Annotated in this window: 6 protein-coding genes and 1 pseudogene; 2 read left to right on the top strand and 5 right to left on the bottom strand. The window is 39.9% G+C overall.

Annotated elements, in window-relative coordinates; all coding sequences use genetic code 11:
- Both JQC92_RS05780 and JQC92_RS05775 read left to right on the top strand, forming a co-directional pair.
- Positions 1-202: pseudogene (locus JQC92_RS05780) on the top strand (IS1595 family transposase); the annotation flags it as partial.
- Between the two features lie 725 nt (positions 203-927).
- Positions 928-5,751, top strand: a complete 4,824-nt coding sequence (locus JQC92_RS05775; RefSeq protein ID WP_204998758.1) for a hypothetical protein — start codon at positions 928-930, stop codon at positions 5,749-5,751.
- Between the two features lie 56 nt (positions 5,752-5,807).
- On the opposite strand, the gene greA is transcribed toward JQC92_RS05775, so the two are convergent.
- From greA to carA, 5 genes are all read right to left on the bottom strand, one after another.
- Positions 5,808-6,284: a transcription elongation factor GreA gene (gene greA / locus JQC92_RS05770; protein WP_204998757.1), complete on the bottom strand. Its 477-nt coding sequence runs from the start codon at positions 6,282-6,284 to the stop codon at positions 5,808-5,810.
- 153 nt (positions 6,285-6,437) lie between these two features.
- Positions 6,438-9,515 (bottom strand): efflux RND transporter permease subunit, encoded by a 3,078-nt coding sequence (locus tag JQC92_RS05765; RefSeq protein WP_204998756.1) that lies wholly within the window; start codon positions 9,513-9,515, stop codon positions 6,438-6,440.
- Entirely contained in the window at positions 9,515-10,666 is a 1,152-nt protein-coding gene (locus JQC92_RS05760; RefSeq protein WP_239480410.1) for an efflux RND transporter periplasmic adaptor subunit, read from the bottom strand. The genes JQC92_RS05765 and JQC92_RS05760 overlap by 1 nt, the downstream gene beginning before the upstream one ends.
- A 236-nt stretch (positions 10,667-10,902) precedes the next feature.
- The gene (carB, locus tag JQC92_RS05755; protein WP_204998754.1) at positions 10,903-14,121 is read right to left on the bottom strand and encodes a carbamoyl-phosphate synthase large subunit; all 3,219 of its coding nucleotides are present in this window, start codon (positions 14,119-14,121) and stop codon (positions 10,903-10,905) included.
- Between the two features lie 18 nt (positions 14,122-14,139).
- Positions 14,140-15,294, bottom strand: coding sequence for a glutamine-hydrolyzing carbamoyl-phosphate synthase small subunit (carA, locus tag JQC92_RS05750; protein ID WP_204998753.1), 1,155 nt, complete (start codon positions 15,292-15,294; stop codon positions 14,140-14,142).
- Between the last annotated feature and the right edge of the window lie 354 nt (positions 15,295-15,648).

The following is a 15,648-nucleotide window of genomic DNA, read 5'->3' as shown; positions in this document are numbered from 1 at the left end:
TGAAGACGGTGATGGCTTTTATGAAGTGCACGTTAATACAATGGAAGGTTTTTGGTCGCTACTGAGACCATGGTTAAGGCCGCATCGAGGGATATCACAAGAGAAACTTCCTCTTTATCTTGGATTTTTTGAGTTTGTACATAACGTTGGTTTACGAGGTAAAGGACTGCTAGAACCACTCATTCAGCTGTTGGTTACCTAGCAGTTTGAAATCCAATATGAGCCAAAATTAAATCTAGCTAAAAACGCTTCAAACATAAAGCAGTAAGATAACTGAATTAGCAGTACTCGTTTCTAGACCAGCTACATCACAAACGGCTCCCTGTTCCCTATACCCATGATACTTGAAGATGCATGTTTCAGGACTTTTTCAGCGCCAATTCTTTGAGGCGCATTATGAGGGTTTCATTCAGCCCCGCAACCATCTCCTACGTCTGGTGTTCAGCTAACTCAATATTTATGTGAAATTCTGAATAATGTAAAATAATTCTAGATACGCTGGATGCACCAATTAGTAATATCCCCCCAAGAGCTAGAAGAAAGCTTCGTTGCGCCAAAGATACAGTTAAGCTCAAGCCAATGAACAAGAATGTTCCAGGTTTGCCAATAACTGAAAACAGCTTAGCTAGAATAGCTCAACATTCCATTGAAAATTTTATAGCACTTAGCTAATAAAACTTGGCCATCCTCATCTTAAAGATATTTAATCAAAATAATGTTTCACCTTGACCATTGATTTTCAACCATAACTCATAATTTTATAAGCTCTTCGCACCGCCTCCACAAATCTTAAAACATTTCTAATACATTAAGTTAGGTTAACGAACATTGAAACAAGCGTGTATTTATATAAAATTAATTTATACATTACACCTTCGGATGCATTCATATAGATACAACCCCCGATCTCACTTAAAGAGTGTTAATATGACTCAATATACAGCGAGCGCAAGACCAGCAATTAGACCACATTTTCAATTTCCTACAGAACTAGAAAAATTCTCCAAAGACTCCAATAGTGAATTTCAAATTGGCAACCTGAAATATAAGGTAGAAATTAAAGACAGTACACTTCATATACCTCCCATCAATTTAAAAGAGGCTAAACAAAGCACCTCAAAACAAACAGAACAACTTAAGCGCTTTAAAGTGGAACTTCTCAGTAGCGGGCACCTTCCTGAAGATGTGGTTGCTAATGCCACTGATGAATCAGATGATATATTGATTGGCGTATTATCATTAGCATCTAAAGATGACTGTATAAAAATCCTAACAGCCATCATAAAAAAACGATTAGCTACTGATGTTGCGGAAGAACAAAGCGGGTTTGTTGCTCTAAGAACAAGGTCAGCATCAAACACATCACCTTTCTCATTGAACGCTGAAGAACTTCCTTTTGAACAAAACCTTTTAGTTAAAATTGCGATGAATAATCCAGAAAACGCTATTGCGATTATGGATGCATTGACCAGTGAGTTTGAATCAGAAGGAAAAAATGCGCTATTGATCGATGCGATGCTCAGGCAATTAAGGCAACCTGAAACCTATGGTTGCTTTTTCACTCAACTGCCTTCAGAGCATCAGAAAAAGCTTTTAGAAGATGAAGGCATTAAAACAGCCATTTTAAAATCTCCAATTGATTCTCTGTTAAAACTATCAACAGAGAAAAATGATTGGATAAGGTTTCTCGATACCTTTGGAAAAAGGTGCATTGTTGCTGACCTAAATAGCAAAGTCACTTCACCTGAACTGTGCGAAACTATTTGTGAATATGTAATAAAGCACAGAGCATATACACATAGTGCGATGGAGCTAGCTCCATCAACAATCAAAGCCATTTCTTTGCCCCTTAGTTATTTGAGCGAAGAGCAATATCAACACCTCATTTTTGAATCATTCCAAGCCACACTACAAAAACAAATTACAGGGGGTAGTAAAATATCGAGCCTATTGCCTCGTATTCCAAGTGGCATTAAGGCACAACTGCTACAAAACGATAGTATTAAATCATGCTTAAAGACAAACGTAAGTGCACTCACATACGATTACCTTCTTCAACTAAGCGACATTGAGGAAGATTGGAAAGAAATCATTAATATTGTAGGTGTCGAACCTTTTTTGACCGCTTTAAAAACCAATATTGAAATACCAAAATACCAGAAATTGTGTGAGGTACTCATCACACACGCTAAAATGGATGAATTACTATCGTCCCCAGACTCTGGAATAAACGCTTTTTTAGCACTTCCTGAACAATATCAAACACAAAAAACGCCTCCTAATATTTCTCACTTTCTAACGGCAGGTGGAGGTAAAACCCATTCTGAACAAGCTGAAATGTGGTCACAAATCAATGCTTGTCCAGCACTCAACGCTCCACTTTTGAGTATGGCGAAAACAAAGCCTCTAGAGCTACTGAATCACATTGAGCAACTACCAGGCACTGCCCCCATACAGCTTCCTTTAATCTTGGAGCTTCTTAGTAATCAAGAGATTAAAGAAAAAATCTCGTGCAGTAAATCGCCAAGTGCAAGCTTTCCCCTTCCATGCCAAATAGTATCAGCCATTAACGATAATATTGCTGATGTAGCTAAGTTCATTAAATTTAAGGTAGCAGATGAAAATCTTGATTTAGCTTCGAACATGCTGACGGTCATTAACGCAAATGATGGAAGTAACGAACTGCTCATAGCTGTCGCTTCAGAAATGATTAAAGATATTTTGTGCCCCATCACTCACATAACGTCTATTTTAGACATTGCAAACATTAAATTATGGGATGCTGAACACATTGATACATTTGCTCCATTGATGGGAGGAAGATTAAGCATCGCACCTGATTTAGTCGCAACTCTAACTGCTTGCCATTTTCCGAAAAGTTATTTTTTGAGATTGATGATTATCCCGAAGATGTTACCCCACTTGTTAACAAATGACACAGATTCTATGCAAAGAGTATATCGCTTGATGGAGTTCTTTTCGCTGGATGGTAGCTCTCTCGAACGGGGCATTTCAGGAAGTGCAATGCAAGATATGATGGCGATGGCTATTAAAAATGCACCACAAACAGTACCGAGTTTCATCTTTGCTTATCTTGATTTACAAGATCATGAGCTTGAAGGCTTTTACTTAGCCGCCTGTAAATTACACCCCATGACCACTGCAGATTTAAGAGGATTGGTTGAGAATTCACAGACGTATTTACCTGCAAAAATTAACGATACAGAAAGCAACACTGGACACCACATATATAAAATAATGATGGGTGATTACCAACGTGGACAAGAGTTTTTTGAGTTATTAAGCGAAGAGGAAAAATCAAAAGTCGCATTTACAATTATGAACAATATTTGGCAGTTTTCACCTGAAAATGCTCAGTTTTTTTTAAATTTTAAAATGACTAATCGCGCTCTTTTAACTAAATTCATCACTTTTTCATCTCAGGGTGATGAGAAAAACTTCGTATCATCTGCACAGGCACCTGAATGTATAATTGCTCTTAGCATAGCCATGACTGGCTTTAACTTTAAAGTTAAAACCGCCATTAAAGCAGCTTGTAGTCAGCAACAAATCGGACTCCCTAAAAAAGCGAACGACAGAAGTGGATGGCAGAAAAAAATCGATTGCACTGCTGGTTGGGTTGCAGCATTGTCATTTTACGATCTAGATGATGCCAAAGCAGTTATGAATGATTTAAGCGATGAAAATGCCCTTGAAGTACTTAAGTCACCGGTTTGGGAGCAGGACTTACCGCGCAAACACCCTAACTATCCCAAAAACAGCAGAGCAACATCAGTAAAACATCTCAGACACGTTTTATTTAATGCTCTTTCCCATGAAAAACAGCTTCGACTCATTCGCACAATATTCACTATGAAGTCTGATGACAGTAGAAAATTGTTTATGGACTTGGCTGAAGGTGTATTGCTTGGAGACGCTATGGGTAACTTGGCATTACCAGATGGCAAGTCTAGTAAAAATAATGACTTAATCGAGCTATTAAAACAGTTAACACCAGAACAACGGCAGGCTATCTTGACTCTAGACTTCTGCAAATCAATGGTCAACTTAGCCCCTGTAGATTGTGGAGAAATACTTACACTATTTGCTACCCATCATTTGGATAATATAATTGCAACAGCAGAGCCAAAAAATCTTCTTAAAATTGCGTTAGCGAAAAATTGCCCGGCAAAAATTAGTGCACACGTGAGTGCAGACCGAGACTTATCCAAACAAATCTTACCCCATAGCGATACGTATTTATTACGTACAAAAGGTGATACCATCTTTATGCTATTTTCTGAAATGCCAAGTCACCTTATTTCAGAGGTTTTTAAAGATTTTTCAGATGAGCAAATGGCTGAAGTATTACTTGCACCAAATTGCCCACAAAATATTATGAAGAGCATTATTTCTGATGAAGAACGTGTTACCTGTATTGTCGCCGCTTTATTAGAACCGACTGCTGATATTCATCGAAAGCTTAGAGACGATTGGTCTCTAGGTAAGTCTGAACATCAAAGACTTGTTTTTCAAAAAGCACAAGCTAGTCACATTTTCTTTATAATACCATTAGATAAAGTTGTGGTGGCTTTGTCTAAAGTGTCTCAGCAAGATGCTTCCGGTTTTCTTCGGTGTCCTAATGGAGAACAATTTGTAGTTGAGGCATCGCAAACACCAAGCGAATTTAAATTAGCATTAAAGAGCATTCCAGAAGAACACTTAGCACCATGCCTTTCTGCGATGCTAAAAGTTACAGCCTTAAATGTAGTTCTTGAGACATTTTTGGATGACAACCCTGACTACAAGTATGCACTTGTCAAGCTTGAACCGAATCATTTAATTGAGTTGCTAAACAGTGATGAAGAAATTTGCCCGAAACTCTCACAGTTTCTTTTTACTAACCCAATCGCTTACTTGACTGACAATGGCCTAGAAAAAATCTTAGAGCTGAGAACAAAAATCGAGCAACGTATAAAAGAGAAGAATACGACTCCAGTAGCTGAAAGCTCTGGAGAAACAATAGAAGACATTAAGCTTGAGCGGATCTATTCTATCCTGAAGAAAATAGATGCAACTTCCTTTTTATCACTTTGTTCCAACCGACCTATACCAAGCGTTGTTGAATACCTTCAACATCCTAAATGTCCACCATCACACAAAGAGGCTGCAAAATCTTCGGTTGATATAGCAACTCTACTGAATAAAGCAGAACCTTCTGATGGCACTTTCGATGCATTAATCACTGCGTTACAGCAACACTTAATAGATAGTGAAGTGATAATGACTTATATGGTCAAGCACAGTTTCTCATTGTTTACTTATTTATCCAAGAATGAAAAACACTCAGCTCTTACTGTCCACCTTTTCAAGTCGGTCGCAACGAAATTAATAGAAACAAACCCTGATCATTTAGTTCCTTTCATAGTTTCAGCTGCTACACATCCTGATGTTCAACCTTTAGCAATTAAGGCATTTCACAGGATTGAAAGTTCAGAGAGTGAGGAAACAAGGGGACAAACGACAAGAAAGATCACCAAAACAATTAATGCTATCTTACGCCCTAAATCTAAAGAGGAGAGGAAGCAATACATCGCTTCAATCGGTGAGCTAGGGATAGAGTACCAGAAAGCATTGATAAGTAGTGTTAAACAGAATACCTCTGAAAAGGTTATCCAAAATATGCGAGACATGTTTGATGACGAACATAGTAAGTTATTAACCAAGAGGCAAGAAGAACTTGCATCTTAAACTCAACTCTATCAATGAAAAAAGGTGAACAATCTGTGGGTTCACCTTCATTCAATTTATATATATTCTACGGTCATAATTTCAAACTCTGTAACACCACCAGGAGTTTGAATACCGACTTCATCACCTTCCATCTTGCCAACCAACCCACGAGCAATTGGAGAATTAACCGAAATAAGGTTCTCTTTGATGTTGGCTTCATCGTCACCCACGATTCGGTATGTTACTTCTTCATCCGTATCGAGATTGAGAATGGTTACAGTAACGCCAAAAATTACTTTACCTGTGTTTTCCATTTGCGTCACATCGATAATTTGAGAGTGAGAAAGCTTACCTTCGATGTCACGGACACGGGCTTCACAAATTCCTTGCTCTTCACGTGCAGCATGGTACTCCGCATTTTCTTTAAGGTCACCAAGCTCTCTTGCTTCCGCGATCGCTTCAGAGATTTTTGGACGGCGTTCGAACTTTAATTCATCAAGCTCCTTGCGCAAAGCCTCTGCGCCAACAACAGTCATTGGAACCTTATTCATAATAACGGATACTCCATTAAGCAATAAAAACCCGTGCCATACAAAACGATGACACAGGGTTTAAGTAATTTTGAATTTAATATGACATAAGCTTAACCCAAAAATGCAACTTTGTACCAGCAAATTCACTTTTGAGTGTAGGTACGAGAAATATTACTCATGCCTTCGTAAGCTAGCTAAAACATCTTCAGCCCTTAACTGAGACATGGCAACATAAGCAATCGGTACCACAAATAAGGAGAAAAACGTTCCTGCGAGTAATCCGCCCACTAATACTAGACCGATGTTTACTAAACCTAGCGATCCAGGTCCTTCTGCGAGAGCGAGAGGAATAGCGCTTAAAATCATAGTTAACGATGTCATCAAGATAGGACGTAATCGAGATCGAGCACTTAAGATAGCCGCCTCTATAGCCGAGTAACCCTTTATCTGCTGTTTATTAGCAAATTCAACTAATAAAATCCCGTGTTTGGTCACTAATCCTACTAAAGTTAAGAGGCCAATCTGCGAGTAAATATTCAAACTTTGTCCCGTAATGAACAGAGTAAACAAAGCTCCTACAAGGCAAAGAGGAACAGTCAATAAGATGATCAGTGGATCAGTGAAACTTTCAAATTGAGCCGCTAGAATTAAGTAAATAAATACCAAAGCAAGCAAGAAGAGAGACTGAGTACCGTTTTGTGAGTCAACGAGATCTTTAATCACACCATTATAGAAAAATGATTGTGATTTATTAAGCTGAGTTGGCACATTTTCATCGATGAAACTCTTAATATCACTAGTGGAATAGCCAGGAACAATATTTGCCGTAACTTCGGCACTATCGAGTCCTCTATAGGTTTTAATACTCGATTCTGCTGTTGCTTCTTTTATTGAAACAAACTGGCTTAACGGTAAAGATGCTCCTGATTCAGAAGTAACATAAAGCTTATTAAGTACGTTAAAATCACCTAATGATTTTTCGTCTACTTGAACCAAAATTGCATAGGTCTGATCATCTTTTGCATGTAAGTCCGCCGCTTTAAATGAACCTAAAAATACAGATAGTGCGTTTGTTACATCGGAGTACTTCACCCCAGAGAGAGCGATAGCATTTGGGTCGATACTAAGATCGTACCTGAGCTGATCTCGCTTTAATGAGTTATTAACGTTCGTGACACCAGGATAGGTTTCTAACAATTTTTGTACTTTTTGAGCGGAATCACTCAATGCCTGTCGGTCTCTTCTTAACGATGTAAGTTCAAGCACTACATTATCAGCAATATTCAAGTTATCAGCGTTATAAATCTTAAAGGATAAGTTATAAGCTGAAACAGTACTTTTCGCTTTATTGATTAAGTCTTTAATCACTTCATCAATCGTTTGCTCTCTCTCTTTCCATGATTTTAATAAGATAAAATTGAGCGGGTTACTTTCAATGAATGATAAGTTAGTACGTACAGATGGTTCATTTTTGGTCAGATCATTAATTTGCCCTAAGTGTTCCACATGATAATTTCGTCCAACGCCTGTGGGGCCAATAGCGGACACCATAATGAAACCTGAATCTTCTTTTGGAAGAAGAATTTTAGGCAAAGCCCAATATGCAACGCCTGCAACAATTACCAAGCAAACACCAATGCCTAGCATGCGCTTTTTACGGTTAATCCACTTTTCAAGAATAACTACATAGCCATCGGTAAGCTTATGGAGCCAATCATTAACAAATTTGAACCAACTCGAATAATCTGTTGCAGGCTTAAGCAAATAGGCGCTCATCATTGGAGAAAGCGTTAACGCCACCATTCCTGAGATAATCACAGCAGATGCTAATGTGAACGAAAACTGTTTAAATAAATCGACTGTCAGACCTGACATTAAGCCAATGGGAAAGTATACGGCAGCAAGAGTTAAAGTCATCGAAATCACAGGGAAGATGATTTCTTTACAACCTTTAACAGCAGCGTCGAAAGGTTTATCGCCCGCTTCAATATGCCGATAGCAGTTTTCAACAACCACAATCGCATCGTCAACCACTAAGCCAATGGCTAAAATAATGGCCAAAATAGTCAGTACATTAATTGAAAAGCCCAAGTAAGACATCACTGCAAAAACACCAATCACACAGACGGGTATCGTGATAATTGGCACCGATGCAGCACGAATACTACCAAGAAAAACAAGCACCACAATTGATACTAATATGATAGCTTCAATGAGCGCTGAAAACCCTTCATGAATGGATGCTTTGATAAAGTCCGCTTGGTTATACACCAAGTCCATTTTTAATCCCTTTGGCAATTGCTTTTGCATTACTTGCATGGCATCAGCAATCGCTGTAGATACATCTACCGGATTTGCATTTCTTAAGGGCCGGATTTGAAGAGATAAACCAGGCACTCCGTCAACTTTTAAAGCTGATGGATTCAGACTGTTTTCGCCATAAACAACATTGGCCACATCGGACACACGAATAATGCGATCTTTGTCTTGTCGTACGACGAGCCCTTTTACATCATCAATGGTTTGAACTTGAGTCACTGGATTCAAAGAAAAATTTCTAGATTTGCCGATAATGGCACCAGAAGTAAAACCAGTATTGTAAGCTGTTAACGTGTCAACAACTTCTTGAGCACCAATGTTGAGCTCTTTCATTTGTTCAGGGTTAAGCCAAACTCGAACCGCTCGGTGAGACCCACCATAAGGTCCCCAAACGGCTCCAACTCCAGGTACATGTTTGAATTGTGGTACCAACTGTTGAGCGACATAATCGTACATTTTCTGCGGAGTCATGCTACCATCGTTTACAAAAGTAATGACGTTACTACTGCTGCCACCTTTAGCTGAAATGTCATCTGTAACGACGGGTTTATCGATCATACTGCTCGGAAAGTCATTAATCGCTTCGATACTCGAGCGAAGCTTATTCATCAAATTGGTGTATTCAATGTCTGTAGTATCTGACGTAAATTTGATGCTTAAAGAGCATCTACCAATATTACAATTGGTTGTCATTGTTTCAACTTTATCTAAGCCACCAACAGCTGCAATCAGCTTATCGCCAACATTAGAAGACATAAAATCTGCACTGGCACCAGGAACAGAAGCACTGACTGCAGCGGTATGAATACTATGATCAGGAAAGTATTGAATTTCTAACTTTTGAAAAGCTATGAGGCCTAGCAACACTGCCATAATGCTAAGAATCGAAGCAAAGATTGGATGTCGAATACAGACTTCAGGTAGCTGCATTACTTATTTTCTCCATTACTCTTAGTTGAATCATTGGCCTCTGCTGCTTTCTTTGCATTTGCGTCATTTGCAGGTTGTATGTTAGGTAAAATACGAATCGTCGAATCTTCCTTTAAGTTTTGAATCCCCGTCTTAACAATCGGCTCTCCTTCTTTCACACCTTTCGTTACTACCACAAAGCCACTGTTCGTATTTTTACCTAGTGTGATCGGCCGCTTTTCAACTCGATTTTTATTTACGACCCAAACAAAGCGCTTATCATTCTCTGCTACAACAGAATTTTGTGGAATAAGTAATTCACTGATGCGGTGTCCGAAGTAGTGTTTGATATTGGCAAACATGCCAGGAGCAAGGGCGAAATCAGGATTATCAAGCTCAGATCTAACCGCTACACGACCTGATTGCTCATCAATAGCAGGAGCAACATAGTTCACCTTGCCATAGAAGACTCTATCTTTATAAGCATCAACTGTGACGCTAACCTTTTGATCTTTCTGCGCCTTACCAAAATCTATTTGGCTTATCGCATAACTGACTTCAACAGGGTTTAAACTGTATAAACGAACCAAAGCTGTTCCTGCGGCTATATGACTGCCAACGGATTGCTGAAAAGTGGTGAGCTGACCATCAAAAGGAGCAATGATTTGATAGTTGTTCATTACAGATGATTTCTGCTGATAATCCGCTTTTGCTAAATCTACTTCTTCCTTTGTTTCATCAACAGTTTCTTTAGAAAGCGCATAGGGTTCACGTTGGAGAAGTTCGTTGATTCTGGCTAGTTTGGTTTTTGCGAGCGCCAGAGAACTTTTTGATTTATCGAAATCCGCTTTTGCATCTGAATCATCGAGTTGAGCAATCAGATCGCCTTTTCTGACTTTGTCGCCATTATGAAAAAAGATTTTGGTGATTTTATTATCCGCATTAAACGATAAATCCGCCGAATCGATAGATTTAACTTTACCCACCTCTTGAACGACGTCATAGAAATATGCTTGTTTCACATGCTCGACAGTGACGGCTACAGGCTGTGACTGCTTTTTATCATCAGCATGACTCGATAAAGAGAAACAAAAAAAAGAAAGTAAGCAAAAAGCAACTGTTTTCAAGACCTTTACAGACTTCACACTAGAATTACTATCCCACTTCGGCATGCAACTAACTCCTAGGTACAACATTCTAAACCGAACAATAATTAGGCAAGAATCATTGAGTTGCAAGCCTTTAATGCAATTCAATACGAATAAATTTGCCTTATTGTCATAAGGTTAGAGTAAGGTTTAATACTTGTGATTAGTATGATCCTAAAATTGATTTTTTGCTTAGAAAAGAAACAAAAAAGCTGCAATTAAGCAGCTTTTTTAATAGATTCTGAAATCGAGTGATTCAGTTAGCCGATAAGAGCATGTAGCTCTTGTACTGAACGAACGGTATTCCGATCATCTGCACTATGCGCCATACAGGCGGCAAATGCAGCGTTCAATGTCGTTGTGTAATTCACTTTATGACGCAGTGCTCCACGACGTAATTGACGAGAATCTTCGATCGCTTGACGACCTTCTGTCGTGTTCACCATATAGGTGTACTCACCATTCTTGATCCGATCAAGAATGTGTGGACGGCCTTCATGCACCTTGTTCACCAGACGAGGGTTAATACCTGCTTCACCAAGCACTACAGCAGTACCATGTGTCGCATCAAGCTCATATCCAAGCTCAATCATCATTTTAGCCAGCTTAACAACACGTTCTTTGTCGCTATTGCGAACAGAAAGCAATGCTCGACCTGACTTAGGTACTTCAGACGTCGCACCTAAACGCGCTTTAGCATAAGCTTCAGGGAAAGTGACACCTGTTCCCATTACTTCACCGGTTGAGCGCATTTCAGGGCCTAACAAGGGATCAACACCTGGGAACTTATTAAATGGTAGAACCACTTCTTTTACTGAGAACATCTCAGGAATCACTTCTTTCGTGAAACCTTGCTCAGCAAGACTTTGGCCAGCCATAACACGTGCAGCAATTTTCGCTAGTGGTACGCCTGTCGCTTTTGATACAAACGGCACCGTTCTTGCGGCACGAGGGTTCACTTCAATCATATAGATATCGTTTTCTTTAACCGCAAACTGTACGTTCATCAAGCCAACAACGCCAAGTTCCAACGCAAGTTTACGCACATATTCACGCATGCGGTTTTGGACATCTTCACTTAAGCTATACGGCGGTAAAGAACAACCAGAGTCACCAGAGTGAACCCCCGCTTGCTCAATGTGCTCCATGATTGCACCAACAACCACATCTTTGCCGTCAGAAACCGCATCAATATCAACTTCAATCGCATTATCTAAGAAGTGATCCAACAATACAGGCGAGTCATTAGAGACTTTCACCGCTTCCTTGAAGTAACGCAGTAAATCCGTTTCATCGTAAACGATTTCCATCGCACGACCACCCAATACATAAGATGGACGAACAACTAATGGATAACCAATACGTTCAGCGGCTTTAACTGCACCATCTACTGTAGTAACGGTATCGTTTTCTGGCTGCTTAAGGCCTAACGCTTCAACAGCAACTTGGAAACGTTCGCGATCTTCTGCACGGTCAATTGCATCAGGGCTTGTACCAATTACGGGTACACCTTCTTTCTCAAGGGCTTTCGCTAATTTAAGTGGTGTTTGACCACCGTACTGAACGATCACACCTTTTGGCTTTTCGATACGAACGATTTCAAGTACGTCTTCTAGCGTAACAGGTTCGAAATACAAACGATCTGAAGTATCATAATCCGTTGATACGGTCTCAGGGTTACAGTTAACCATAATGGTTTCGTAACCATCTTCACGCATAGCTAACGCTGCATGTACACAGCAATAATCGAACTCAATACCTTGGCCAATACGGTTAGGGCCACCGCCTAACACCATGATCTTATCTTTGTCAGATGGCATCGCTTCACACTCGTCTTCATAAGTCGAGTACATATAAGCAGTATCTGTTGAGAACTCAGCGGCACAGGTATCTACACGTTTATAAACAGGTAGTACCTCTAAGCTATTACGCAACTTACGAATGTCTTGTTCTGTTACACGCAATAGTTCAGCGATTCGGGAATCAGCAAAACCTTTGCGTTTCAGTTTGCGAAGCAGCCCCTCATTAAGTTCAACAATCGACAGGTCTTGAAGTTCTGATTCAAGCTTAATCAAATCTTCAATTTGCACTAAAAACCAAGGGTCAATTTGTGTCAGTTTGAAGATCGCATCGACTGACAAACCTACACGGAATGCATCGGCAATGTACCAAATACGCTCAGAACCAGGGTCTTGCAGTTCATAACGAATTTTTGAAATTGCGTCTTGATCGTCAATATTAACAACTGGATCAAAGCCAGATTTTCCAACTTCAAGGCCACGAAGTGCTTTTTGTAATGATTCTTGGAAAGTACGGCCAATCGCCATCACTTCACCCACAGATTTCATCTGTGTAGTCAGACGATCATTAGCACCAGCAAACTTTTCAAAGTTAAAGCGTGGGATTTTTGTGACGACATAATCAATCGATGGTTCGAACGATGCAGGTGTTAACCCACCGGTAATATCATTCATCAGTTCATCTAGGCTATAACCAACAGCTAGCTTAGCGGCAACTTTTGCAATCGGGAATCCCGTTGCCTTTGAAGCCAGAGCAGAAGAACGAGAAACACGTGGGTTCATCTCGATGATAACCATACGACCATCATTCGGATTGATACCAAACTGTACGTTCGAGCCACCGGTTTCAACACCAATCTCACGCAATACCGCCATCGAGGCGTTACGCATGATTTGGTATTCTTTATCAGTAAGCGTTTGTGCTGGTGCAACTGTGATTGAATCACCAGTATGAACACCCATTGGGTCGAAGTTTTCAATCGCACAAACAATGATGCAGTTATCGTTTTTATCACGAACCACTTCCATCTCGTACTCTTTCCAACCAATTAATGACTCATCAATCAGCAACTCATTCGTTGGAGAAAGCTCAAGACCTTTCGAACAAATCTCTTCGAACTCTTCTTTGTTGTATGCGATACCACCGCCGCTACCGCCCATGGTAAACGAAGGACGGATGATACATGGGAAGCCCACTTGTTCTGCAACAGCGTAAGCTTCTTCCATATTATGTGCCACGTCAGCACGAGGACATTCAAGACCAATCTTCTTCATTGCCTCGTCAAAACGTCTGCGATCTTCTGCCTTATCAATCGCATCGGCAGTGGCGCCAATCATTTCAACGTTAAATTCTTCTAATACGCCTTTAGCTTCAAGCTCGAGTGCACAGTTCAAAGCGGTTTGACCACCCATAGTTGGTAATACGGCATCAGGACGCTCTTTAGCGATGATGTTACGCACAACTTCCCATTGAATTGGCTCGATGTAAGTAGCATCGGCCATTTCTGGATCAGTCATAATGGTTGCAGGGTTAGAGTTAACCAAGATAACTCGATAACCCTCTTCACGCAGTGCTTTACATGCTTGAGCACCAGAGTAATCAAACTCACAGGCTTGGCCGATAACGATCGGACCAGCACCTAGGATTAAGATACTTTTGATATCTGTACGTTTTGGCATTGTCTCTTATCCTCGATACTACTTATTGTTCAAACGAGCTTGTTCAATCAATTCGATGAAATGATTGAACAACGGTGCACAATCATGTGGCCCTGGACTTGCCTCAGGGTGCCCCTGGAAACTAAACGCAGGTTTGTCCGTTAAGTGAATACCTTGCAATGAACCATCAAACAGTGACTTATGCGTTACTTTGATGTTTTCAGGTAGTGTTGCTTCATCAGCGGCAAAACCGTGGTTTTGGCTGGTGATCATCACTGTACCTTTCTCAATATCACTAACAGGATGATTAGCACCGTGGTGACCGAATTTCATCTTCAGCGTTTGTGCACCGCTGGCCAGAGCAAGCAACTGATGTCCTAAGCAAATACCGAATACTGGAATATCAGTTTTTAAAATATCTTGAATGGCTTCGATAGCATAATCACATGGCTCAGGATCGCCTGGACCATTGGATAAGAAGATACCATCTGGATTCATCGCCAAGACTTCGCTTGCAGGGGTTTTAGCGGGTACAACAGTCACGTCACAACCACGGTCAACTAACATTCTTAATATGTTGCGTTTCACACCATAATCATAAGCTACAACTTTATATTTAAGTTCTGATTCTGGTGTATCTGATGGGTGACCGCCAACTAAACGCCAGCTACCATTGCGCCAAGGATAAGACTGCTCAGTAGTCACTTCTTTGGCTAAATCCATGCCTTTTAAACCTGGGAAGCTTTTCGCTTGATCCAGTGCTTTATCAATATTCTCTTGTGTTGGCTTACCAACAAAGATGCAACCTGATTGAGCCCCTTTTTCCCTAAGGATACGAGTAAGTTTACGAGTATCAATATCTGCAATACCCACAACATTATTTGCTTTAAGGTAGTCACTCAATGATTGTTCATTTCGGAAGTTACTTGCCATCAATGGCAAGTCTCTAATGATAAAACCGCAAGCATGAATATGCTCTGATTCAACATCTTCTGAGTTAGTTCCGGTATTTCCAATGTGAGGGTAAGTAAGAGTGACGATTTGGCGAGAGTATGAAGGATCCGTTAGAATTTCTTGATATCCTGTCATGGAAGTGTTAAAAACGACTTCTCCGACGGAATAACCGTTAGCACCGATTGATGTGCCAGAAAAAACGGTTCCATCTTCGAGTACGAGTAAGGCAGACTGTGTCAACACGACCTCCGAAAGAGCCAAGTTACTGAAATATAATTATTTTTAATTCTGTTTTCATTACCAAATTTCAAAAAATATTGAAATTTTGGCAAATTGCGCAGATTTTACATTAAAAGTGTGACTTGATCCACAGATTTGACAATTCGTTACCGCCATAATTCTCGACAAAAAAGCACTTAAATAAATTCAAAAATATCAATATGTTGCAAAAAACCACTCTGATTTTGGTATTTGTTATCGTCTGTACTAAAAACAATAAAGTAAATGTAATTAACAACTTAAATGCAACCATCCCATTTACACTGTAAAAACCTGATTTTCAGAAAAGAGAGTACTATTTCTAGAACACTTGAT

Source organism: Parashewanella hymeniacidonis (assembly GCF_016900895.1).
GTDB classification, from domain to species: Bacteria; Pseudomonadota; Gammaproteobacteria; order Enterobacterales; family Shewanellaceae; genus Parashewanella; species Parashewanella hymeniacidonis.
The sequence above is the reverse complement of the archived record's forward strand: the minus strand, read 5'-3'. Positions and strand labels throughout refer to the sequence as shown.

What these genes read in the sequence shown, in the direction of transcription:
- carB (WP_204998754.1), bottom strand. Translation starts at nt 14,121, where the DNA reads ATGCCAAAACGTACAGATATCAAAAGTATCTTAATCCTAGGTGCTGGT.
- JQC92_RS05760 (WP_239480410.1), bottom strand. Translation starts at nt 10,666, where the DNA reads ATGCCGAAGTGGGATAGTAATTCTAGTGTGAAGTCTGTAAAGGTCTTG.
- greA (WP_204998757.1), bottom strand. Translation starts at nt 6,284, where the DNA reads ATGAATAAGGTTCCAATGACTGTTGTTGGCGCAGAGGCTTTGCGCAAG.
- JQC92_RS05775 (WP_204998758.1), top strand. Translation starts at nt 928, where the DNA reads ATGACTCAATATACAGCGAGCGCAAGACCAGCAATTAGACCACATTTT.
- JQC92_RS05765 (WP_204998756.1), bottom strand. Translation starts at nt 9,515, where the DNA reads ATGCAGCTACCTGAAGTCTGTATTCGACATCCAATCTTTGCTTCGATT.